This window comes from Rahnella sp. WP5, from assembly GCF_000745615.1.
GTDB classification, from domain to species: domain Bacteria; phylum Pseudomonadota; class Gammaproteobacteria; order Enterobacterales; family Enterobacteriaceae; genus Rahnella; species Rahnella aceris.
The window spans coordinates 334,130-359,229 of record NZ_KN050721.1 but is presented as its reverse complement, the minus strand read 5'-3'; the positions used below and the strand labels follow the sequence as shown (position 1 = coordinate 359,229).

Genomic DNA, 25,100 nt, shown 5'->3' with positions numbered 1-25,100 from the left:
CTGATATTGTTCACATCCACAATGAATCACCGGCGAGTTTACTGCCCGATATCGCGCAGTTTTTTTCCGGACATAAGGTTTCTTTCTATTTGCTCCAGCGTGACGTTTTTCGTTTCCGGTATCAGGATGAAAGTGATCACCACGAACATCACGTTCAGCGCGGTGTACAGCCAGAATGTCCCTGCTGCACCGATATTGTCCATCAGCGTCAGGAAAGTAGCGCCGATAATCATGTTCGAAATCCAGTTGGTGGTGGTCGAACAGGTGATACCAAAGTCACGGCTTTTCAGCGGCTGAATTTCAGAACACAGGATCCATACCACCGGCGCCGCACTCATGGCGTAACCGGCAATACACATCATGGTCATACCGACCGACAGCCAGGAAAGTGCGGCACCGGCCGTGCCCTGATTGAATTGCTGAAGACAATATCCCAGCACCAGCGTGCCGAGCGCAATCACGCTAAAGCCAATTTTCAGTGCCGGTTTGCGTCCCGCTTTATCAACCATGCCGATGGCAATAAACGTCGCGAGCACAAACGTCAGACCGACAATAATCGTGGCGATCATCTGCTGGCGTGTACTGGTAAATCCCGCCAGATTAAAAATCTTCGGCGCGTAATACATGATGATATTCATGCCGGTAAACTGCTGCATCGCCTGCAACAACATGCCTAAGCCGACGGCCCGGCGCACATTACTGTTGGCTTTAAATAATTCCCATCCGCCCTGTTTCAGTTTCAGGCTTTCACGGATTTCATTCAGTTCCTGGCGGGCCTTTTCCGAGGTATCGCGCAGCATTCTCAGCACACGCTCGGCCTCAATATGCTGCCCTTTGGCGGCCAGCCAGCGCGGGCTGTTTGGTAAAAAACACACCGCAATCATCAGCACAAACGCCGGAATCGCCAGCACGCCCAGCATTGCGCGCCAGTCACCGCTGCTGCTGAATGCGGTATCAGAAAGGAAAGCCAGCAAAATGCCGATCGTCACCATCAGCTGATACATGGCAATCATCTTGCCGCGAATGGTTTCTGACGCCATTTCAGACAGATACAGCGGTGCGGTGTAGGACGCAATGCCGACAGCAAAACCGAGGATCAGGCGCGACACCATCAGGATTTCAATGCTGGAAGCGAAGGCGGAGCCGAGAGAACCGAGAATAAACAACAGCGCTGCCGCCATCAGGCTGTATTTGCGTCCCAGCCGGAAAGAGAGCCAGCCATTGGCCAGCGCACCGAACGCTGCGCCGAGCATCATGATGCTGACAACCCATTCCTGCTGGCGGCTGCTCAGCACAAAATGCTCAGTAATAAAGGGAAGCGCACCAGAAATCACACCAATATCGAGACCGAATAACAGCCCCGCCATCGCCGCCGCAAAAGACACAAACAGGTTCATCACTTTGGTGTTTTTGAGCGAACTTTCAGTCAGTTTAACCACATCAGATGACGACATTTTTTTCTCCGGAAAGGGGGAATACAGCAACGGACATCAGAAAAAAATCATTCAGCCATTACGATAAGCACAAGTGCCCTGTGGGGTGAGAGCAGGAAAGGCACATATATACACAATCGTGCTGCACCGGACTTTCTGTGATCGGGATCACTGGGGAGAAGATGGCGGCGATATGGTGCAGGGGAATAAAAGTCAGGCAGAACCGATCCTTGCGAGATATCTTCCAAATCTGAATACAACTCCCTGTAAATGCATCCAGCCTGTTTCTTTGCTTCGGCAGCAGGAATAAAGTCTCCCCGCTGCGGCAAAATCCGCAGCCGGAATTAGCGTTCCGAAAGACATAACTAGGCGACATTGTGTAATAATGCCGCGCACTTTGATTCACCCTAAATAATGGTGGCTCAGGTGGGGGCTTCGAAAGAAGCACCGGTTTTCCTAGTGTGTCCGGTACGCTAACCCCGTCTGAGCTGCCACCCAAGTTTAGCGTCTTGTGTTGCAGTCATTTAATCATCTAGGAGGTTTTAAAATGACGAACACCGAAACTGCTTTCTCTGAAAACTCAATCACCGTCTTCCGCTCACTGATCGCCGAGCTGGATTTCAGCCGCTTCAAAGATGCTCAGCTTTACGATCTCAGCGCGCTGGCGTCGGACTCTGCCGAAGGATTGTGCCACGGCCTGCTGTGCCTGAGCGAAGGGCTGGAGAATGGTGAGATATTACCGCCGGAAGGTATCCCGCAGGTCAGCGCCTATCTCAAGGCGACCGCGCATTTATTACCCGTATTGTTTGAGCTGAGTGAACGGGCGAATGACGGCTTAGGGAAAGCGGGAAAAGTGAGTCCTGTCGCGATTAACTGACAGGTATCAGACATGAAAAGGCCCGCCGGACTGTTCTGGCGGGCTTTAAAGCGCCCACTCTCCCCACATCCTTTAATCCGGAAAATTTTTTACTTTTCAGTTTGCACTGAGTCGTGTCTGGCGTCAGGATTTACCCTGATTCCCCATTGGCAGTGATAAAGGCTTATCGATGATGACGACTCAGACACCTAAAACGCCGGTTGCGGCTGGGACAATTTTTAGCGCAGCCGGTCTGCAATTTCTGAATAAACTCGCGCAAAACAACACCCGGGACTGGTTTAAGGCTAATCAGGACGAATACGAGAATACGCTGAGAACGCCCGCGCTGCGCTTTATCGAGCAAATGCAGCCAGAGATTATTGCCATTTCCCCGAGACTGACTGCCGTCGCGAAAAAAGTGGGGGGCAGCCTGATGCGCCCGCAGCGCGACAGCCGGTTCAGCAAAGATAAAACGCCGTATAAAACCAATGTCGGCATTCAGTTTCGTCATTTCCAGGGCAAAGATGTACACGCGCCCGGCCTCTATCTGCACATCGCCGAAGACGGTTGTTTTATTGCGGCAGGGATCTGGCACCCGGAATCAAAGGCGTTAAACGCGATTCGCGCCTGTATTGATGAGAACCCGAATGCCTATCAGAAAGCGCTCAAGACATTGCACGATAACGGGTTTGTGATGGACGGCGACAGTCTGAGTCGTCCGCCAAGAGGCTACGACAAAAACCACCCGCTGTTAGCTGAATTAAAACGCAAAGATTTTATCGCGATTAAAAACATCGCCTTTGAGGATCTGTGCAAGCCAGATGTTATTGATTTTTGCGCAGAGCAGTTCAGACATTGCGCGCCGTTGATGTCCTATCTGTGTTTTGCACTTGAGCTGGATTTCTGAAGCAGATAAGACGACAGGTTTACCCTGCCCGGTGAAGTGCGAAGCATTCTTGACACCTGAAACAGCCAAAATTATATTTTCACTGTCATGACAGCAACCGGCCAGAGGCCTCGTGGTTGAATGCGCTGGCCGGTTTGCTAAATCCCTTTCCCCTGACAGCATGTGTACTGTTGCGCTCAGGGCTGTGATGTTCTGCTCATTTCAACCCGGCTAGCGGACCGGGCTTTGGTGCGTGTAACCCACTACTCTCTAAGACCTTCTATCGCCTGACACAATGCATCATTAGGCTTACCTGTTATTGTCACAGCTGATTGTTGAACACGCTCTAAACGACTGGCAATTCTAGAGCGACTTATCTCTTCCCCATTCTGAGCAAGCATAAAGCAACATTCACCTACCATCCTGCACGCTTCTTCAAAAACGGGATTCAAAATCTCCATAAAACCTCCAAACGGACTAAAAAAACCCCCGTAGAGTAGCTGAAGATTTCAGAAAAAATTTTTCCATTAGAAAAATTAACAATCATCTCTGAATGCGCATCAAAACGGTTTTAGCTGACAACAGATCGTCTGCCAGACCCAGGCATTATTTTGCACTGACGAAAATCCCCCTGACAGGGTGAGTTCAATCGATGGCTGCAACTTGTTCAGCTTCGCACGCGGCAACGTTCAGTCGCGAACACGTTAGCCGATGATAAACATATTGCTGATTCGCTTTGTGTTGAATCAGAATCGCAGGCCGTTAAATCCGCCCGTAGAAGGTCATTCTGGCAGACTCAGACAACGAAATATCAGGCTGAGAATTGTAAGCCAAAACCACCAGCATGCGCGTGGTCTCCCCCTCCGTTGGAGTCACACGATGAATCGCATTCCGGCCGCGGAACAGCACCAAATCGCCTGCCTCAATGCCGAGTTTTTTCGGCTCAGTTTGCTTATCCAGTAATTTTTCCACGCCATCAAAATTCATGTCGCCAGCATCAGCATCGCGTAAGTTCTCAACGTATTCAAACACACCGCCAGCCTGAGGTTTTTGAATCAGCAGGGTGATGGCAAAAGAGGAGTTATCGAAATGCCAGCCCAGCTCCTGGCCTTCGCTGGCGTAATGCAGGTTGATTGAAGAGAGTTTATCAGCGTAAGGATACAGTTGCGCCTCACCCAGCACCGCGCAAAGAAACGCACGAAACACTGGCGCGTTATACATTGCGCGCAGTGCCGAATCCTGCGGGATCTCTTCATCGGTAATACAGCCCTTTGAGGAGACAATCTGCCGATTTCTTGGATGCGAATCAGGCAGCCCGGCATCAGGTTTCAATAGATAAACATTATGATTATTGCTGGTGTAATAGGCCAGATGGCGATTTTCATCCCCCTCACGCTTAATCGCTTTCAGCGCAGCAGGATTAAGAAAGTCATGCAAGACCAGAACGCCCTTTTCATTCAGCGTCTGTTTACACTGGGAAAGAAAATTCGTATCCAATATCGGATTCGCCGCGAAATTTACGATCGTATCGAGTTCTTGCATCATTAATTCTCATGAATTATTCAGGGGGAAAATAGTCGCTTCTACTTTAACCAAGTCATTAATAGCTGGGAAATGAAAAATAGTGATCACATTATCGCCATGAATCCCCATTGGGGTAAGTTTGCAAGGGGTTTAGCCGCCTGATGTCTCTCCCTTTGACGCAACTCGCAAATATCATATTAAACATTTCTATTGATAAAGATTCTCCTCATCCCTGCCGATATTTCTGATACAGGCGGAAGCACCGCCTCTCATTCCAATGTGCGCCAGCGATAGCACGGCCCCTGCCGCTAATACAGCTTAGTCAACATGCTTTCCTCCCCCCCTTATGAAAGGCGTACATATGAATTGCATCTTCAGCGTGATCTGGAACCACAGCCGTAATGCTTTTGTGGTCGTCAGTGAGCTGACCACTCGCCGTGGAAAACGCAGTGACGTCCGTGCGATTCAGGTCGATGATCATTCAACCCCAGTCAACGGCGCGATCACGCCGCCACCGTTTGCCATTGCCCTTATCTCATTCATTGTTTCATTCATGCCTGTTATCAGCATGGCCGCAGATTTGCCCACTGGCGGTAATGTCGTTCTCGGCAGCGGCCAGATTGGCGCGGCGGCCGATCATCAACTGACGATCAACCAGTCCGGCCAAAAAATGGCAATTGACTGGCAGAGTTTTAATATTGGCAAAGACAACAAAGTGACCTTTGTTCAGCCCGGCGCTGATTCGGTTGCCCTCAACCGGGTGATCGGTGCTGACGGCTCGAAGATCATGGGCCAACTCAACGCCAATGGCCGGGTGTTCTTAATCAACCCCAATGGCGTGCTGTTTGGTCAGGGCGCCTCCGTCAGTGTCGGCGGGTTGGTGGCTTCGACACTCAATATCTCGAACCAGGATTTTGCTAACGGCAAGTACAGGTTCAGGGGGGATGGCAGCAACGCCAGCGTCATCAACCAGGGCACGATTAACGCTGCCGACGGGGGAGCCGTGGTGTTACTCGGCGGCACCGTCAGCAACCAGGGCGTGATTGTTGCGAAACAGGGTTCCGTCGCATTGGCCGCCGGCAATGCGGTGACGCTGGACTTCGCAGGTGATGGCTTGCTTAACGTCCAGGTCGATGAAGCGACCAGGAATGCCTTGGTGGAAAACCGCCAGTTGATTCAGGCCGACGGTGGCCAGGTCATTATGACCGCGGCGGCCAGCAATGCGCTGCTCAGGACGGTGGTCAACAACACCGGTGTGATTGAAGCGCGAGGCTTGCAGAACAAGAACGGTAAGATCTCCCTCGGTGGCAGTGACAGCGGTCTGGTGCGCGTCGCCGGTACCCTGGATGCCTCTTCACCCCACGGCACGGGCGGCGCGATTCAAATCACCGGCCAGAACATTGCGCTCACATCCGCCACTCTGAATGTCTCAGGTGCCCGCGGTGGCGGCAGTATCAAGGTCGGCGGCGACGCTCAAGGCAAAGGCCCCCTGGTTAACGCACAAGGTGTCAGCGTGGATGCGGGCAGCAGCCTCAAGGCTGACGCCGGAACCACGGGAAAAGGCGGCAACATAGTCGTCTGGTCCAACGGAACGACCGTGGCCAAGGGCAATTTCTCGGCCAGGGGCGGCACGCAAAGCGGTGACGGAGGATCCGTAGAAACCTCCGGCCATCACGTTGACTTCACTGGCATCCAGGTGAACACCTCGGCGCCCCAAGGCAAAACGGGTAACTGGCGGGTGGATCCTGAAGACCTGAACGTTGATGACGCTTCAGCGGCCACGATCAACGCCGCTCTCCTGAACACCGACGTCACCCTCCAAACCACCGGCACCCTCACCTCCACGGCAACAGGCCTCGGTGATATTTCCGTTAATTCAGCCCTGAACTGGAGTTCACCAAACACCCTGACGCTGGACTCATTCCACTCTATTGCGATCAATGCCAATGTCTCCGTCACCGGTGCCGGTGGTCTGGTGCTGGTGACGAATAACAACAGCAACGGTACCAGCAGTGGCAGCGGTGATCTCACGTTTGCCAAAGGCGTCTCGGCCAGTTTCACGGCACCGGAAGGCAGCGGGCAGCGTTTGAACATCAACGGTTCGGCTTACACGCTGGTTTACAGCATGGCCGACATCGACGGAATCGACGGGGATCCGGCTTCGTCTGGCGCAATTACAGACCAGACAGCGGCAGGCGGACTGGCAGGGCATTACGCCCTGGCCCGTAATCAGGATGCCAGTGGCGTCATATATACGAACGCACTCGTGGGGAGCAATTATGATTATGATTCGCCCTTCTCCGGTACCTTTGAAGGCCTGGGTCATACCCTATCGAATCTGACCATCACGGCTCCGGACGCAAACTACACGGGGCTGTTTGGCGACAATCAGGGGGCAACGGTTCGGGATCTGGGTGTAGTTAATGGCGCTATCAGCGGCGGATCTTACGTCGGCGGTATCGTCTCTATGAACCAGAGTTCCTCCTCTGTATTAAACAGCTATTTCAGCGGCACGGTGTCAACGTCATCCTCCGGCATAATGGTCGGGGGGATCGCCGGCTTTAATGGAAATAACTCGACGATTGCAAACAGCTATAGCATGGGCACGGTAACGGGCACCCGCTGGACAGGAGGAATAACGGGCTATAACGGCAGTGCTCTGGTGACAAACAGTCACAGCTCCAGCAACGTAAATGGCGGTAATGGTGACTACGTTGGCGGGGTCGTGGGCGCTAACGAAAGCGCCACTATCACTAACAGCTATAGCACCGGCAACGTGTCGGGCAATACACGTGTTGGCGGGGTAGCAGGCAACAGCTACCGGGGGTCGATTTCTGACAGCTACAATACGGGCAACATATCGGGCAACAGTTTTGTTGGCGGTGTTGTTGGCCTTAACGATACTGCCAGCTCCCTCGCCAATAGCTACAATTTCGGCAATGTCCAGGCTGACTATAATGTGGGCGGGGTCGCAGGCTATAACGACAGTGCTATTTTCTCCAGTTATTCCACCGGTCAGGTGCGGGGAGCGACGGGTAGTAACGCTGGCGGTGCTATTGGCTACAATCAAGCCAATAGCACGGTGACAAACGTTTACTGGAATAGCGTCACCAGTGGCAACACTGTCGGGATTGGCGGCGGCGTCACTTCCGGGGTCACCGGTTTAACCCTCGCACAGTTACAGGGCGTATTACCTTCTTATTTCGATAATACCGTTTGGGGCACAGCCAGCGGTCTTTACCCCTACTTGAAATCCCAATATCCGAACGGCACACCGCAAGCCATTTCCGGCTTCGCGCAAAACAGCGATGCGGCTGGCCAGGTCTCCACCGTGATTAACGGCCTGGTGGTCGGTACCTCCTCCATCGGCGCCGGAGGTTACTACTACAGTCTGCTCGCGCCCGGCACCCTGGCGAACACTGATGTGTTCACCTACGCGCAAAGCGGCGGCAATCTGGCTAATACCTTCACGCAGGGTGTGACGGGGACGACCAGTAACATCAATCTGACGGCTGACACGCTGGTACTGACGGGCAATGAAAACTCTCTGTCCTCGCTGCTGACAGATTTGAACGCGGCCAGCGGCAACGCAGACAGCGCCCACAAGCTGTTTACCCTCGATGCCAGTGGTCTGAACGCCTCCGGTAATGTGCAATTCACCCGGGCCGGGAGTTTCATTTTTGACCAATCCCAGAGCGCTGTCGGCAGCAGCATCGTGAGCGTCGCAGGGGATTTGACCATCGCATTGGGCGAGCATGTCAGCGGGTCTGATGTGGTGTTATCCACCACGGGTGCCTTTATTAACAACGCGGGCAGTCATGCCGTTACCGCCTCAACTGTCGGCGGACACCACTGGGTGATTTATTCCAATACCCCCGCCACCGGTACTTTTGCCGGACTGAACAGCAACAATACTGCTATCTGGAACGCCAGCATTAATACCCTTCCGGCGAGCTCCGTAACCGGTAACCGGTACGTGTTCCGCTATCAACCGACGGTCACCTACACCCCGGCAAATGTCAGCAAGACCTATGGTGATACGGCAGATGTCAGCTCTGCGTATACAACCTCTGGAGTGAGTGCCGGGGTTGCAGGAGCATTTGCAGCCGATACCCTGGCTAACGTGGTGGCGGGCACTTTAGCGATAGCTTCAACGGGAACAGCGGCTACTGCGGGTGCAGGCAGTTACGCCATCCTGGCAAGCCAGGGGACTTTAAGCGGTTTGCAGGGTTACCTGGTCGCACTTGCGAGCCACGGAAACTTAACTGTCAATGCCAGAAACATCACCGTGGCGGCCAGCAGTGGCAGCTCAACGTACGGCGCGACCCCTGTCCAGCCAGCCCTGAGCGCCATCGGCCTGGTCAACGGCCAGGATGTGTCGGTACTGAGCGGTTTGAGCAGCACAGGCATTAGCGGCACCACCAACGTCGGCACCCATGTGGTGCGCGTGGAGGGCGTCCTGACCAATGGCAACTACAGCGTGACTCAAACATCCGATGGCCAATGGATCGTCGCTCCCCGCGCCCTGGCCGTTATTGCTAACAACCTTGGCAAAATCGTCAACACCAGCGACCCGGCACTGACCTGGTTCACCAATGGAAATCTGGTTAACGGTGACCACCTCAATGGCAATCTGACGCGCAGTGCTGGCGAAACAGTCGGTCAGTACAGGATTGAACAAGGCTCGCTAAACAACAGCAATTACGCCATCGCTTTCACTGACGGTACGTTCAGCATCGGTGTAACGCCGCTAAACCAATTGCTCAGTTTGCTCAGTGCCCCCGAAAACGTAGCGGCGGTGACCACCCAACCTCTGCGTAAATTACCGACCCCCACCACGTCTCTGGCGGTGCAGTTGCCGTCCAACAGCCTCTATAGCGTAATTGAGCAAGGCTTGCGCCTTCCGGAAGGACTTTGATTTATGCGTATCCGTCTTACTCCCATTGCCCTGGCTCTCCTGACGTTAACTGCCAGTACGGCCCGGGCTGAAATTGTGCCGGACGCGGGTCAGTCGATCCGTGAGATCCAAACTAAACCGCCGGTTTTACCGCCGCGCCAGACGCTGGAACTGAACCTTCCCGACACGCCGGACACTCATCCGACTGCCCGCGGGCCAACGATGCAGGTTGCGCAATTCAGGTTGACAGGCAATCAGGCGATCAGCAGCGCCGATCTGCTGCCATTGCTGGCTGACCTGCAAAATCGCACGGTCAGCTTTGGGGAGTTGCAGGCTGCGGCCGGGCGTATCACCCTCTTTTATCGACAGAAACATTACCCGCTGGCACGGGCTTATTTGCCGGCTCAGGACGTGGAGAATGGCGTCGTCACCATTGCCGTCCTCGAAGGTCATTTTGGCGAAGTGAAGCTTAATAACGCTTCGCGCATCAGCGACGGCACGTTGGCTGCGCCGCTCCGCGCGCTGAAAAACGGTGAAGCGGTGCGCGCCGGCCCTCTGGAACGCAGTCTGCTGCTGCTTCAGGAAATCCCCGGCGTTGAGGTCCGGTCCACGCTGAAACCCGGCACCGCCGTGGGTGCCAGCGACCTGGTGGTCGATGCCCGCTCGGCGCCGATGGTTTCGGGTCAGGTGGATCTGGACAACTATGGCAACCGCTTCACCGGTGAATACCGTCTGGGCAGTACGCTGAACCTCGCCAGCCCGTCAGGCATGGGTGATCAGGCCAGCATGCGGATCATGGGTTCTGATGAAGATCAGCATTACTTCCGGGCCGCGTATCAGTTGCCGATCGGTCCGTGGGCGACGCAAGTCGGTGTCGCTTACTCGTACATGAATTATCAGTTAGCCAGGAACTTTGACAATCTTGATGCCTCGGGTAACGCGAAGATTGCCAGCGTGTTTGTGCAGCAGCCACTGATTCGCCTCCGGGATTTCAGCCTGACTGCGCAACTGCAATTCGATGACAAACGCTTAAGAGATGACATCGATCTTTACGACTATAAAAGTCACAAACAGTCACATGTCGTGACTGCCAGTCTCAACGGCAACTCCCGCGACAATTTTTTGGGTGGCGGTTCGAATGCATTCTCGCTGGCCTGGAGCCAGGGCAACCTGACGCTGGATAACCCGCAAGACAAAGTGCTGGATGATCTCACAGCCAGGACTCGCGGCACCTTTCAGAAGATCAATCCTGGCATCGTGCGCCTGCAGCGCCTGACGGATCGGATCAGTCTTTATGGTCAGTTCCAGGGCCAATGGACTGACGGCAACCTTGATTCCTCTGAAAAAATCAGCCTCGGCGGCGCGTATGGCGTACGGGCTTATCCGGAAGGCGAAGCACAGGGTGACCAGGGGTATGTGACCAGCGCCGAACTGCGATACGCACTGACCGAGATGGTGCAGTTGTTCACCTTCGTCGATCATGGCGAAGTACGGCTGAACAAAGACACCTGGGCTGACGGCGAAAATCACCGCAGCCTTTCTGCTACGGGTGTGGGCTCGACATTGTCTGCTGGCAACTGGCATCTGATGGCGGTCGCGGCATGGAAACTGGGTAATGCCGATGCACAAAGCGACACGGATCGCACGCCCCGGGTGTGGGCACAGGCTAGTCGTACGTTTTGAGGGGATGTTTACGATGCCAACACATGTACCAACAGATAGTACTTGATGTCGGTTGACATAGGTAAAATCAGCTTGAACCATGAAGCGCTAAAACCTGATAACTCACTGAATTTAATGCATAAAAATAGACGTCACTTGACGTCTATTGACCTGAACCCTACAGGGCCCGAGCCTGTGACCTGCGGCTTAGAATCTCTAAGAACCGTGCAATAAATCATTAGCTTACCGCATATAGCCCCGCTCACACGTCCCAACATGCAAAAAGATGACAAGCGTTGTTTCGATCGCTTTCAAACGTTCAGACAAAGTAGCGATAAGTTCTGCCTGGTCTTCATTGCGTTTCTTTAATGCTTTTATCGCAGCGCCAGAATATGCGGCTGATACTCCAAGCGTGAGTTCACCCTACAGAAATAAATCGGGTTGCAGTCTGAAAATGAAATGAGAGAAGCTAATCCCTTTTGGTAAAAAAACCCTGCTGATACACTTACCGATTGATTCTTTTTAAAAATTTACTATTTATCGTCGAGGGCTACGTTTTGCTTTGGAATATCCTGACCTATTTTGGCGACAGCATGCTCATTTTGCCAACCGGAATAACCCTCGCTTTATTTATGTTATGGAAGGCTGACAACCCAGTCACAGCATTAATCTGGCTGATTATACTGGGTATTTCTGGCCTCGCGGTGAGCATCTCAAAGCTGTTGTTTCTCGCCTGGGGCATTGGCAGCAGTACATTTAATTTTACAGGCTTCAGCGGGCATACCACGATGTCAGCCACTTTATGGCCGGTCATGTTCTGGCTGATAGGCCAACGTTTTCAACCTGACGGACGCAGGCTGATGATTACTGCTGGGTATTTCATTGCCATTATGGTGGGTATCAGCCGGCTCGCACTGCATGCTCATTCCGTCAGCGAAGTGATCTCAGGATTTATTCTCGGCAGTCTTTGCAGCGTAATCTTTTTATATACACAACACGACCGCAACATGCGCTATTTCACATTCACTCCATTAGCTATTCTGCTTATTCTCCCTCTGTCACTGATGAGCTTTGGCAAGAAAGCACCCACACAGCAGCTTCTCGAACATATCGCTACGCAAATCACAGGCAAACAACCCTGGACGCGGGAAGAATATCGGCTTATGGCTGAGAAACCGGAAATCTCAAAAAGCGCGTGGAACTAAAGCAGAGATACTTACAATCTCCTCAGGGGACATAATCAGTATGTCGGAAGATCTCTAAAAATGAATGGGCCGTTTTGGTGGGATACTTACACAAATATATTCTGGACAAACATTCACCTGATTATCTCTATAACTATGGCATGCTGTTTGTACGCCTGGATTACCTGACCAAGCTTGACAGCAAAATTTACGAAAAGGGTGAAAGGAATTTCGGTTGTAGCCGGAAATAGCCTACTGAGAAGGCCTTCTCAGTAGGGGAAGGCCTTTTTACGTCAGGTGTAAGTGATATGCCCCACGATCGCACAAATTAATCGGTAATCAGTGACGTAGAAGATTTCCGGGCTATCAGCGCTTTGCTCACCAATAAAGAAGACCCAAGCCTTATCTTTTAATCTTTTTGTTTTAGCTTCCTGTGCCTCTGTCCGAGCAGCTTCCAACTCTTTGCGTACCACTGTCCGCTTGGCTTTTGACCACCCAGCCCATTTTATGTGTATCTGGTAACTTCGTGAAGGTTTACACTTTCCGGATTCGTCCTCCGCCCACTCGCCAGACAACGGGATGATGAGTTTTTCATCATCTTGAACAAATTTATTCCAGAGTAGTTCAGCATAAAAGATCTTTGGCTCCGGATAGGACTGGATTTTACTTTGGAGCTTTTTAAACACCTCTGAGTAAGTTTGCCCCTTGATACCAGGAACGTTTAGCGACATTCCTCGATCATATGGGAAGCGGATGAAGGCACGGCAAATATTGCGGATAGCATTCACTTGACGCCGGGATTGTCGTTCGGGTGAATTACCTTCACCAGATGCTGAGGATGCTGAACGCGTCGAACTGGACTTACTTTCATCACCTGCGATACCTGGTTCAACAACCGGGCGTTGTTCAATCAACTTTAATCCCGAGGGCATTAAACCTGGAGCACTGTCCAGTATGTTGCGGACACTCTCCTTCTGGCCCTGGCGTATGACTGTGCTTTCAGCATCAGCATCACATTCATGATGATGTTGAATATGGCGTTTCTTTTTAAAATAGGCTCTGACTTTTTTATCTTTTTCCCATGCAGCAGGATGCATGGTTATACCACATCCCCAGCACACGTAGCCTTCAGTATCAACGTTATCAAGCAACCACAGATCCTCTGCCTCTACAATCTCACGAGTACGTTTATCACGTGCAGATTCCATCACACTTTCCTTTTGTAGAATAAAAATCCAGCATACCTAGTTTTAGCAGTCAAATGCGCACAAAGATGATGCTCCATATCACTCGTCAGTGATAACTCTCGCTGCCAATTCCCCCTAAAGGTTATGAGGTTCCTTTGCTTAAGTACGTTGCGGTTACTTGCTATGTCAACAAACGGCATACGAATCGAGAGTTCCACCATCCGATTCGGAAATATCTGTTAAACCTGTGGCAATTGAATACCATCTCGTTTAAAAGTTGAGAGCTATTCGCTCGTTCCCCATCTGTCCAAGCAACGTTTTCGTATTGTTTAACAATTGTAGCTTTACATCATTTTCAGGCATTGACCACGCCTCGCCCAGCAATCGAACTGTAATATTGAAATCCCATGGCATCACAGTTCGATTGTTAAATTGAGCAAATGGCCCGTCGCTCTCTGGCACAACCCTGTCTTTAGGAAGCTTAGTAGCAAGAGCTTTCCCTGCGGCAGAGTTGAAAGCTGCGGGACCAATACTGAACCAGCATCCTTGTGCTGAAGCATTCCTCAATTCCGTAATAGTTCCAGTGAACCAATGTAAAATAGGAACTCCGTGAGAGGGGAACGCTTTTAGCGTTGCTAGCACATCCGGAACGGCCTGTCTTGAGTGGATGCTCATTGCTCGTCCCCCAACATCGTGGCACTTCCTAACCACCTCGGAAAACACTCGAAGCTGCATCGCGTAACTGGTGGTGTATCGTTTTGAACCATCCAACCCAACCTCACCTACAGCCGCTACGTTTTGAATCAACTCGAGAAGCATTTCCAATTCCTGGAAACGATCAGCGACAATTTCAGGATGAAGTCCAGGACTGATCATTACAGATTCATGCTTTTCTAAAACATGACTTGTAGCCTGAAAAGCCTTTGGGCTCGTAGTAACTAACCAAGTGAAAATATTACGCTTAATCGCACCGGCATAAACATTTCTAGCCTCGGGATACAAATCAACGTGACAGTGAAAATCAATCAAAGCAATTTATCCTGAACGAGTACAGTTTCTAGCTCTTTTATACCTTGCAGCAAAACTCTACGATACATCGGTCGCTCTTTAATCGGTGAAAAAACCAACGAACCACCAAGAAATCTGTCAAGCCCTCTCTTCCTTACATCAAGGATGGCAAGTGCTACAGCCATAGGATCATCTGGCGCACTAGACTTGTCACTGCCTACAACAGATTCAAAGCGGTAAGACGTAGTATCCCCCTCAGGTTTCCATGCAAGGAATGCTGCCCGACGGATCAAGCAAGGAACACAACGTCCACAGTGCTGACGGTTATAGGTTCGAAAACGGCCACAACTCGTAGAATCAGCAGCCCATTTTTGCAAAAGATCTTGGTCAAGGCATTCCCGCATCATTTCGCCCTTAGTTTTGAAACGGTACGGTAACTCAAGCTGCACATGGATGCCCAAATTATCCAGAACTCTTTGCAACATATCGATAAACATTGGGTGAGTTGTACGAGTACTCAAACTGGATACGCGCCCCGGAACCAAAGGAGGGTTTATGGAGATCACCCCATTTTCGGGAATAAATATTGTTGGTTTTGGTAAGTTTATTTTCGTTGAGGCAAGTAATGCAAATGCATAAAAAGCTAATGAGCGACCACGTGTCGAAGGCTCGCGCGACCCTTTGAAACTGATGCCATGACTCCATTGATAATGTGAACCATTTCCCATCAGCATGGATGCGTATGCCCTCTGTCGCTCAGAATCTTTATGTGCGAGTTGAGAAACAAATAGTGGTTTTCGACCCTTAACCACCAAATCAATTCCACCTATTAGACTATCCAGCCCTCCGGATAATAAAGATACGCAATCATTAGTGAGAAAAGCGCCATCTCCTTGAGGAGGTTCCATGCCTGCATTACTGAAATTTAATAACCAATAATCACCAGTTAGAACTTTTAGCATATCTTCAAGATCGAATTTTAGCGGTAGCCACTTATCTGGATTGCACAATCCAACCGTAAGCTGAATATTCCGGGTCCAGCCATCTGCACTTGTTCTTCTAGGGCTTGATAGATCCGCGCTACATACCGCGAGGCAAAACTGTACAAAATCCCAAATATCTATTGAAGGTCGAAACCCACCCCGTTTTAATGCACCATGCCATCGATTCGCAATTGTACCAACACCTGCACGCTTAGCGCCTTTAAAATAGGAGAATACTCGCTCATCAGCAGGAACCTGCGCTGGAATCAGTTCTGCTTTAGCACACATAACTTTAATCATTCTGAAAATACCTCTAAGGCAGAGAAGAGAATAGACTGAGCCAAGCTTTTCGGTTCTGTATTTTTTGTAGTTTGTTTTTCCAATACCACTCTAACCTCAGCACCGACCCACTCGCGAATATCAGAACGCCGTTCCTGAATTAATAAAGGATCATATTTTAATTTTTCGTAAGTCTGTCCAAGCTGGAGATCTATTCGATTACAAATCTCATTCGCAATGGTCAATCCCATGACTTCAGCTATTTGCGCATCCGTGAGATTAAATATGTCCACGTCCGGATAAAGTTCATAGAGTTGCGCCATAGCCTCCGCGCCAGCATTACGGAGCGATTCGTCATCAACGCTTCCTGTCCCAGGAATAACCTCTTTCAAAATTTCAAGAGTAAGATCTGTTGCCGAAAGATTCTCTTGACGAACGTGAGTAAGCCAATCAATCACTCGCTGGTCGTTTCCATCCCTAACAGACGTCAGGAACTCACCAAGACTACCGACACCACTGGCAACACCTCGCATAGTAGCAGCAGCTCGTCGCGCGCCCCCCATTCCTTTGGAGACCATGCTTTTTGTCGCACCACGTAAATTATCGTGGCTGCCATTTTGCAGATATCCCCCAAGTAGCGAACGAGCAGGTCCAAACCGTCGTTCTGGTGCTATTGCACCATCAGGAATTACATTTCCACCGTTCTCCTCCGATGGTGAATCAGGCGTATCTCCTCCACCTGTTGTAGAGTCACTTTCAGGTTTTAACCATTCAGGATCAAACGGTGAACCTGCGCGGCCTCCCCCACTAGAAGTTGATGTTCCCATTAGCGCCTCCTCCCAAGGTTCACAATTGCATTCCTAGTCGTTTTTGGTAATTCGTTAAGATCTTTCCATCGTTCTAAAAGTTGCTGTGCCCATGGCTGAGCACCCAGAGTTGGGATTAAACCCGGGCCAATAAGTTTCAGAGGGGCCTGATCCAACAAGCTGACTGCTTTATTTCCAATTTCCGTGTAAACCTTGCAGCACTCAATCAGCATTACAATTTCTTTGCTACTCTTCCAGGTACGTGAGGCACTATTACTCTGCCAGGCCTTAGTCATCGCCAACTCTGTCTGTGAAGGTCCTATTTTACTCATAAGTTCAACTAAGGATTCATGACCATTAGTTGCAACTTTCAGTGCGTCTCTCAATTTTCTAGAATCAGGAGTCATATTGTCATCACCGAAGTCACGAGTTCCAGAGTCACGACTGAGGTGGAGAAGCGGGCGTAGATCCTCGGTTCCCAAAGCTGGCAGGAGTTGGAGCCATTGCTGAGTAAATGGCGTATTCTTGAAAGGCTCAGGTAAACTACTCTGACCCGCTGCAGCAGCTTCAGCATCCGCCAAAACTTGTACCCTACCGTCATTATCCGAATGAACACGACTAGCAAGTTCCTCAGCAAGGCTTTCGTCGCACCTTTCAAGGAGATGCCATTTTGCCAGTGCGGCTATATCTAACGTTATTCCCTGAGGCGCAGAAAGAGCATCACGTAAATAAACAGTATTTAAAAATCTTTTCATTAGCCGGGGATTGGCGTTTACTGCTAAAGAACTATGAAGAAGAGCCGCAAGACCCTGGGCTAAATCCATTAAACTTTTGAGTGCATTAACATGCTCTACCAGTTCATATAAAAACTCTTGATTGATCGTTTCACCTTTCCAACTATTACGCAGCTTCTCAGGGATAACGCTAAGAGCATGATTGAATCTTTCCTTACTGAAATGGCCTGCGTTGGTCTCTCGCTCAAGCAGCAAAAGCACCAGATACGCTTTCGCCTCATTCAAACCAAGGCGAGGAACATGGAGTGGAACCTGTATTAATTTATCGAAATAGTTAGTTGCAACATCTCCCGTAATTCCCGCGCCATCAAAGTGAACCTTCACTGCAGCTTTTATGAAATCATTATCTGCAGCAATAACGAAAGCGCTACGGCGAATAAATAGTAATAAACGAATTGATTCAAGTGTTGAAATTGCTGTTTGTGGCAAACATCTGTCTAAATCATCCACAAATATTACTAACGTAATTTTCAACTCTTCGAGAATACTCTCTAAAGTATCCCTGAATGCCTGAATATGGGCTGGCATCGAGAATGGCTCACTCGGTTTTAGAAGACCGCTAGTGCTTAGCTCGAGACTATCTGTATCTGATGATTCATTGCTCGATTTGTCATCCGACGTAAACCAACCAGCCAATTTACAAACGGTTTTTCCAAGAGAACCGATAGGAATGCCAGTAGTTAAAGTCAATGCAGCTTCGCCACTTAATTGAGCGACCCGGAGAAGATTTATCCTTCGCCACAGTTCAGATACTTTGTCGGTGATAGTCTTATTTTCATCTGTAAGCCGAACAATCTCGTCCCCCACTATTTGTAACAATGCACTTCTGGCGGACTCAAAATCTTGGTATAGCCATGGATTGAAAGTGAGTACGACAAAGGAATGCTTTTCTTGATTTCTCTCTTCCACCAACGACTCTTCAACTGAAGAGCTCTCTAGGCGTGATGCAATCATTTTCACCAGAGACGATTTACCTGCTCCCCAGCCACCTGAGACTCCTATAGAAATAGGTTCCCCATTAGCCTGCTTCAGCAGGCTTGCACATGCATCAGCAACAACACCAAAATTCAAATAATCGACAGTTGTCTCGTTATCATGCCACATAGTGAAAAATCCATTTAAAATTTATTTATATCAATAGGATATGAAAACTGTTGGTTTCTGGTTCACAAATCCACTCTTGTGTAGGGCACTTGGCCTGTGGCCAGCAGATCAACGCAGCGCCCAGCAAAGGCGTTTGGTATCGCAAGAGCAACAAAAGTACGAGCACGGGTGAGGCCAACGTAGAGTACGCGCTTTGCCTCAGCATCCACTCGCGCTTCCCATGACTCGAAGAGTGCTTCAATTCTGTTTTCAGGGGCTCGATTCGGCGGGACTACCACGCATACTGCATCATACTCACGACCTTTCACTTCATGTATGTTGCCACATGCGAAACCGAGAGCAGTGGGCACTTGAAGATGCTTTGACCATTGCGCATTCGTAGGCTGTCGGAAGAAACGACGTACGCTTACGCCAGCAGGGAGTGGCAGATGCAGCTTCTCCATTTCCGCATGAACATAGGCTATCCAGGCAAGCCGCTCTTCATCGGAATCTCTGCACGTTTTTGGAAGGTTAATGAGAAAACTTAGGGCGCATCTCCGATGGGCACGCCGGTCCATTCCAAGACGTTCGATGGCTTTAATCAGATGCTCATTTGGTTGGCGCCCCCCCATTAAATCCAGCAACAATATTTCGACTGACTGGACTACATTCTCCTTCGTTCTTGGGGTTGCGGCAGGTGACCAGAACTCTGACACTTTACGAGCCAGCGACTCAATTCGCGAGTTTCCGGTTGAATTGCTGGAAGTGACGCCAGATGCCCGCAACGCAACTTTGCTTGAATGAGCCAAAATAATCGCATTGGTTGAGTCCAGTCCCAGTTCCGTAATCCGTCCAAGGAATGCCTGACCAATAATTTCCGTTGGGCCCCGGCCACCGTAGGTTAGAAGTAAAATTGGATAGTCAACATTCGCACTTTCACCAAGCGACCGATCAACCTGACCATCTCGCCTTAGAGTGGCTGCTAACTGGCAAATTGCGGGACTACTACGAAAATTCCCCGTCAACCCCTTATGCGATGCAATAGGGTATGTATCCTTAAATATCTGTATCCCTTGAGGATTGCCATTACGAAATTCGTAGATTGCTTGGTCAGGATCACAAACGAACGTAATATTTACCCCATGTGCTCTGAGCCATGTCAGTATTTGCAGATCGAGTGGATTGCAATCTTGCCCTTCATCAACCATAACTTCTTGAAAACGTGCCGCCAATGCGCGAGCAAGTGACTCACCAATTACATTATCTCTAATCAACCGCAATGTTTGAGCACGTGCGTCCCCTGCACTCATATAGCCAGCTTGTAACAAAGATCGTCGCCGATTTGCTGCAGCTTGTTGATATCGAATCTGATGTTGACGTACATGATTTTGCAAACCCGCATGTCCGATCCTATCAGGATCAATAATATTGGTTTCTGGATCAAACAAATCCAGGCTTACCGGTTCACCTCGAAAGGCAAATTGACCTGATAAACGAATTTCTACACCAAGCGTATCCCAACTATCTAGAATAATTGGCCGAGTTTGGCTCGATACCGCGCAACTTGGCAGTACAGCGAAATGCCTGACGAAAGCATCAAGTGTTCCCATGAAACTAGGATACTTCAAAAGCGTATCGAGCCCAGCAGCCAGGCATCGTTCGCGGAACTCGTCTACTGCGGAGTTTGTGAATGAAAGTATCGCTATGCCCTGACGAGAAGGCAACTTAGCGGCGATCCTCGCTAGCCGAGCAATGATAGTGCGCGTTTTTCCGGCTCCAGGACAAGCATTAACGAAGGCTCCGCCAATGTGAGAAGCAAATGTCTCTTGCTCTGGGGTTAGATTGTGGATGCCAGTCATATACGTGAAGCTCCACGAATTGCATCAATGAGATAAGGCGGAACAATAAATGGTTCACCCGCCTCAATGCGCGAAGCCATCGCTTGTGCCAAATCGCCTTTACGAGTTTTTTTCGCCTCAATTAATTTAAGAAATGCATTGGGACGATCTTGTTCTGGAATGCCCTCTATCTGAGTTTCCCAGTCTCTACGTGAATTACGATGCAAACGAAGAAACACGCTTTTCAGGAAACTTTCATTTCCAGCGCCAAAAATTTCGTGCTCCAATGTGTGCTGATTGGTCAGCACGATCAGAGCATCTGGAGCTCCATGCGTTGCAGCCAGATTTTCCAGATCAACTTTCCTATTTCCCAACACGGTTGGGTCCGCATCAGTGATCACTATCAGCCTATCAGCAATGCGTGCATCACCATATGGCCGTAGCAGCACCTCTACATATGGACGGAAGTCCACACCTTCAATAGGCACAATTACAGCCCCCTTGAACCTAAGCCACCCATCTAAATCATCGGCTAGCACAAGCTTTTGTGCTAGCACGGGCAACAATAGTGCTTCCGCGATTCCTTCCACCAATATAGCTCTGTTACCAAACAGCAAAGCGGAACGAGTCACGTCAAGATATCGGCTAATTTTATCTAATGTCTTTGGCTTTAGCCCTATTTCGGCAATGGGCACACTCACTGATTCTGAGATGGCTATTCCATCTTGTTCACGATGCCGCGAACGCATGACCACTAGGTGACGTGGAGAAACCCATGCGGTCAGGTTGGGGGAATGGGTTGTCACAACAATTTGGATGCGGCCTTCAGGCTTTCCTGGCTCTACGATACGTGATGCTGATTGGCGCGCTTGATCCAAGAGGAACTCAAGCACAAGTACCTGTAATTGCGGATGCAAATGCGCTTCAGGTTCTTCAACAAGGAAAATCGTGAGGTCTGCCTCTTTAGCCTTAGTCAGCTCTACAACAACAGTGGCCATGTAGAGTAGATTTGAGTACCCCAGACCAGAGGACCGAATATCTTCGGGTATCAAACCTGTATCGGCCATACGAAATCTCAAATCACGAGCTACATCGAGTAAGGTTTCGCTACCAAAATCCAATGCCGCTATCTGCGGACGTACTCCATTAGTGAGTAGTCCGAGAGCAGTACTGATATCCGTATTGATTGTAGTTAAGATCTCAGGCCGATTATCCGCACGCCTGACACCAGCGAGGAAATCCTGTTCCTGCTCTTTTGGCAAGAAATTACGCAGCAATGCCATCACTCGAGCGCCACTGCTAGTACCAAGCACCTGATGTGCGTCCCTCAAAGGAGGGAGATAAACGTGTCGAATCAACTCAGAAGAACCAAGCTCTGGTCCATTAGTGTCGAAACGTCCAGCCCACACGGTAGTCTTACCACGGGGAGCATGTTCAGAACGCGATTCATATCGATAGCCGAAGGTAGCCTCGCTCTTGGTAGGATCGGGAACTGCAGATATCAATAGACCTTTGAGGGTATCGCTTAGACCTTGGAAAGCCCCTTCGATTTGAAAACTTGGGACGGTCGAATAGCGTCGTACATCCTCATCCTCTGGATATCGTTCGCGGCGTCCACTCAACGGCAGAGTAAGCAATCTGATTGCGTCTACGACATTGGATTTTCCACCATTATTTTCACCAACCAATACAGTTAAATCTGGGCGGAGACTAACAGTCACATCATCACAAGACCGAAACCGCAAAATTTTTAGCTTACCTAAATACATAAATATCCTTATATTACAAAATCATATAATTTACCCTGATAAGTCCTCGTGGAGGGCTGCATCCAAAATACTTTAATATATCGATAGTCCTGTCCAACCAATGGTTAACGGCCATTAACTGTTTAGTTTGTACCGGATACGCAGAATTCGACGAATTTGTTAGAATGAAGCGAAGCGATAATTACTGATTAATTACTCCACAATTACAATAGTATCAACACCTTCCTTATGGCAATGTGCCAGAGACATCATTTTTTCACTATTGCCAAACAAAAATGATTTAGATCCAATCTAATAGCCATGTCCGGCTCAAAATGTGATTCTGTATCAATCATATTGAAGTTACATTTTATAAATCGGCCAAAACACTTCTAATTAAAATAATCTCAGATAGATATTATCTCAGTGAATCACCCCCGAAGCCTTCATGGTTCGGGGGATTTGTTTTTCTGTCTGAGGTCGTTTCATGAAAAAATCACAAGGTCTGCAGGCCATCGAAAAGACGCTGGCGTCGCTTCCCCATGCCATTGGCAAACATATTCTTGAGCATATTCAAAAGCTCACTCACTACGAACCGGTCATCGGCATTATGGGCAAAACCGGTGTAGGAAAATCGTCGCTCTGCAATGCGCTTTTCCAGGGTGATGTCACGCCCGTCAGTGATGTCCAAGCCTGCACCCGTGACGTACTGCGATTGCAGCTGAGCAGTGGTGAGCATAGCCTGATATTGGTTGACCTACCCGGTGTAGGTGAGAGTGAACAGCGGGACAGCGAATATGAATCTCTGTATCGCCGTATCCTCCCTGAGCTCGATTTAATCCTGTGGGTTATCAAAGCCGATGATCGTGCTTTCTCCATCGATGAACGTTTCTACCGGCGTGTGATGACTGACTACCAACAACGGGTGCTGTTTGTCGTTACCCAGGCTGACAAAATCGAGCCATGTCATGAATGGAACGCCACCAGCAATGCACCATCACCGCACCAGGTGGTAAATATTGAAGCAAGGCTGAACTCCATTCGTCAGTTATTTTCACCACACCATCCGGTGTGCGCTGTCTCAGCGAGAACAGAATGGAATCTACCGTCAATGGTCGAAACCATGATGCATTGCCTGCCTGACCGTGCCACCAGCCCATTGGCGACACAATTGCACGGGAGGTTATGCAGTGAACCGGTAAAAAAGCAGGCGCGTGAGGGCTTTGGCGATGCGGTGGGAGAGGTGTTTGATTCTGCTGAAGCGGCATCATTTATTCCCGCGCCACTAAAAGCGGTCATTCGTACCGTCCGCGAGGCCGTGGTATCCGTTGCCCGTGCCGTTTGGGACTGGATTTTCTTCTGAGCTGGGGCACCTGCCGTTATCTTCGGGACATACCCTGTCCGTTATGACGTTTTATAAGCTATCGAATTTGGTATGTTTTCTCTCTAAGCCCCGCCACAGTTGATTTCGGCAACAGTAAAAAATACGTCTTCTTGTGTCCATTCCCTGTCCCTGCCCCTCGTTAAAATAACTGTTTTATTTTCAGCTAATTATCTCACTGGAGAACCTGTCTCATGACTCAGGCTGAACGCCGTCATGACCGGCTTGCCGTCAGGCTGTCGTTAATTATCAGCCGTCTGGTGGCGGGCGAAACGCTAGATTTGCGAACGAACGTTGGCAACTGAATTTGGCGTGTCGGTTCGTACCCTGCGCCGGGACTTTCGGGAACGGCTGATGTATCTGGATCTAGAGTATCGCAAGGGTCAGTGTCGCTTGTTGTCCGGCGGCCGCCAGAGAGAGCTGGCTGTGATGACATTTGCCCGCCAGTCGGGCGTTGAAGCACTGTTTCCTGGTATGGATAACCATCTGGTCGCTTCACTGTTGAGCGGTCCTGGTGAGTCTCCCTGCCTTATCTGGCAGGGAGTGGCCCAAGTGTCATTCCCAGACTTGGGCGTGTTCACACGACTGGTGAGCGCGGTATCGGAACACCGGAAGGTGACGCTACTGGGAAGCGGCTGTCGTTGCACAGACCTTGCTCCCTATCGCTTGGTTCTGCGTGAGGGAGAATGGTATCTGACGGGTGAGCATCAGGCCCGGATTGCCGTTTTTACCCTGACTGATATTCGGGCGGTCACGCTCCACAACGGCAGCTTCGTTCCAGATATAGCGATGCGCGACATCCTCTCTCACCCGGATTTTCTTCAGGCTTTACCCCACTTTCGCTTTTTCCATTCATTGCTTGTCGCAACTGACGGCGGGCTTATACCTCAGAAGGAATAATCACAATGAAATTGCTTACCACTACAGTGCTGGCCGCCAGTTTTTGCTTTGGTGTTGTGTTTCCGGCTGACGCTGGAAACACTGTCGGCACAGTCAAAGCCTGGCAATACATGCAGGCTGACGGCTGGAAATCCGCCGATGGTATAGATGACAATAAGCTGCACAACATGCTCTATCAAGCCAGCGTGATTGATAACTACCCGTGGACGAAACAGTTTCTGCTACGTGTCCGTGGCGGCGGTGCCATTTTCCTGGCCGACAAGAAAACCCACACCATTCGCCAACTAAAACTGAATCCACTTAGCGGTAATTACAACGATATTGAAACGGTCTACCAAGGAGAGAATAACGGAAATGGATGTTATTTCGCCATTATTGATAACAAATTCTGGGCAAGAGACGAGGCCGAGCAGAATGTTCTCTATGGCTATCCTCGCGTCGATAATGTGGAAAACGAGCTGGCTAAAATCAGGCAGCAATTCAGCCCACAGGTAGTTATGGTCATGCCGGATAACTGTGTGAATAAACAGCAGCAGGCCGTTTTGGCTGCTAAACGCTCGGAAGAAGACCAAAAACTCCAGCAATGGGTGGCACAGCAGAGCCTGGCAGAATTATGTCGCCGCACCGGTAACTGTTGAGACGACGTTCTTT

General features: G+C 50.0%; 17 protein-coding genes and 1 pseudogene. 9 read left to right on the top strand and 9 right to left on the bottom strand.

Features of this window, described 5'->3' with window-relative positions:
• Positions 1–38 precede the first annotated feature (38 nt).
• The gene (locus tag EX31_RS22975) at positions 39–1,481 is read right to left on the bottom strand and encodes a sugar porter family MFS transporter (protein WP_255347879.1); all 1,443 of its coding nucleotides are present in this window, start codon (positions 1,479–1,481) and stop codon (positions 39–41) included.
• A 499-nt stretch (positions 1,482–1,980) separates the two neighbouring features.
• Here EX31_RS22975 and EX31_RS22970 point away from each other — a divergent pair, with 499 nt between their 5' ends.
• Both EX31_RS22970 and EX31_RS22965 read left to right on the top strand, forming a co-directional pair.
• Positions 1,981–2,310 carry a hypothetical protein gene (locus tag EX31_RS22970; RefSeq protein ID WP_037036998.1) on the top strand — a complete coding sequence of 110 codons (330 nt, stop codon included), beginning with the start codon at positions 1,981–1,983 and terminating at the stop codon, positions 2,308–2,310.
• Between the two features lie 169 nt (positions 2,311–2,479).
• The gene (locus EX31_RS22965; protein WP_231576105.1) at positions 2,480–3,196 is read left to right on the top strand and encodes a DUF2461 domain-containing protein; all 717 of its coding nucleotides are present in this window, start codon (positions 2,480–2,482) and stop codon (positions 3,194–3,196) included.
• A gap of 741 nt (positions 3,197–3,937) precedes the next feature.
• On the opposite strand, the gene EX31_RS22960 is transcribed toward EX31_RS22965, so the two are convergent.
• Positions 3,938–4,717: a HalD/BesD family halogenase gene (locus EX31_RS22960; RefSeq protein ID WP_037037486.1), complete on the bottom strand. Its 780-nt coding sequence runs from the start codon at positions 4,715–4,717 to the stop codon at positions 3,938–3,940.
• Between the two features lie 343 nt (positions 4,718–5,060).
• Here EX31_RS22960 and EX31_RS22955 point away from each other — a divergent pair, with 343 nt between their 5' ends.
• From EX31_RS22955 to EX31_RS25635, 4 genes are all read left to right on the top strand, one after another.
• A complete protein-coding gene (locus EX31_RS22955; RefSeq protein ID WP_037036995.1) occupies positions 5,061–9,617 on the top strand; it encodes a two-partner secretion domain-containing protein in 4,557 nt (1,518 codons plus the stop codon).
• A 3-nt stretch (positions 9,618–9,620) separates the two neighbouring features.
• Positions 9,621–11,279, top strand: coding sequence for a ShlB/FhaC/HecB family hemolysin secretion/activation protein (locus EX31_RS22950; RefSeq protein ID WP_037036992.1), 1,659 nt, complete (start codon positions 9,621–9,623; stop codon positions 11,277–11,279).
• Between the two features lie 536 nt (positions 11,280–11,815).
• Complete coding sequence (locus EX31_RS22945; RefSeq protein WP_037036989.1) at positions 11,816–12,463, top strand: phosphatase PAP2 family protein; 648 nt, start codon at positions 11,816–11,818, stop codon at positions 12,461–12,463.
• A gap of 50 nt (positions 12,464–12,513) precedes the next feature.
• Positions 12,514–12,693: a YagK/YfjJ domain-containing protein gene (locus EX31_RS25635; protein ID WP_081925247.1), complete on the top strand. Its 180-nt coding sequence runs from the start codon at positions 12,514–12,516 to the stop codon at positions 12,691–12,693.
• Between the two features lie 42 nt (positions 12,694–12,735).
• Here EX31_RS25635 and EX31_RS22940 read toward each other — a convergent pair whose 3' ends face one another.
• The 7 genes from EX31_RS22940 to EX31_RS22910 form a co-directional block, all read right to left on the bottom strand.
• Positions 12,736–13,650 carry a hypothetical protein gene (locus EX31_RS22940; RefSeq protein WP_037036985.1) on the bottom strand — a complete coding sequence of 305 codons (915 nt, stop codon included), beginning with the start codon at positions 13,648–13,650 and terminating at the stop codon, positions 12,736–12,738.
• 249 nt (positions 13,651–13,899) lie between these two features.
• Positions 13,900–14,658 carry a Qat anti-phage system TatD family nuclease QatD gene (gene qatD / locus EX31_RS22935; protein ID WP_037036983.1) on the bottom strand — a complete coding sequence of 253 codons (759 nt, stop codon included), beginning with the start codon at positions 14,656–14,658 and terminating at the stop codon, positions 13,900–13,902.
• Entirely contained in the window at positions 14,655–15,920 is a 1,266-nt protein-coding gene (gene qatC, locus EX31_RS22930) for a Qat anti-phage system QueC-like protein QatC (protein ID WP_037036980.1), read from the bottom strand. Before qatC ends, qatD begins: the two co-directional genes overlap by 4 nt.
• The gene (locus EX31_RS26485) at positions 15,917–16,726 is read right to left on the bottom strand and encodes a hypothetical protein (protein WP_037036978.1); all 810 of its coding nucleotides are present in this window, start codon (positions 16,724–16,726) and stop codon (positions 15,917–15,919) included. The genes qatC and EX31_RS26485 overlap by 4 nt, the downstream gene beginning before the upstream one ends.
• Positions 16,726–18,603 carry a KAP family P-loop NTPase fold protein gene (locus EX31_RS22920; protein WP_037036976.1) on the bottom strand — a complete coding sequence of 626 codons (1,878 nt, stop codon included), beginning with the start codon at positions 18,601–18,603 and terminating at the stop codon, positions 16,726–16,728. Before EX31_RS22920 ends, EX31_RS26485 begins: the two co-directional genes overlap by 1 nt.
• A 62-nt stretch (positions 18,604–18,665) precedes the next feature.
• Positions 18,666–20,441: an ATP-dependent helicase gene (locus EX31_RS22915; RefSeq protein ID WP_037036972.1), complete on the bottom strand. Its 1,776-nt coding sequence runs from the start codon at positions 20,439–20,441 to the stop codon at positions 18,666–18,668.
• Entirely contained in the window at positions 20,438–22,189 is a 1,752-nt protein-coding gene (locus EX31_RS22910; protein WP_037036971.1) for an ATP-dependent nuclease, read from the bottom strand. The genes EX31_RS22915 and EX31_RS22910 overlap by 4 nt, the downstream gene beginning before the upstream one ends.
• A gap of 466 nt (positions 22,190–22,655) precedes the next feature.
• On the opposite strand from EX31_RS22910, the gene EX31_RS22905 reads away from it, so the two are divergent.
• The 3 genes and pseudogenes from EX31_RS22905 to EX31_RS22895 all read left to right on the top strand — a co-directional run bounded on the left by EX31_RS22905 (position 22,656) and on the right by EX31_RS22895 (position 25,087).
• Complete coding sequence (locus EX31_RS22905) at positions 22,656–23,531, top strand: GTPase family protein (protein WP_037036968.1); 876 nt, start codon at positions 22,656–22,658, stop codon at positions 23,529–23,531.
• 212 nt (positions 23,532–23,743) lie between these two features.
• A pseudogene (locus tag EX31_RS22900) lies at positions 23,744–24,449 on the top strand (WYL domain-containing protein).
• A gap of 5 nt (positions 24,450–24,454) precedes the next feature.
• Positions 24,455–25,087, top strand: coding sequence for a hypothetical protein (locus EX31_RS22895; RefSeq protein ID WP_037036967.1), 633 nt, complete (start codon positions 24,455–24,457; stop codon positions 25,085–25,087).
• Positions 25,088–25,100 lie beyond the last annotated feature (13 nt).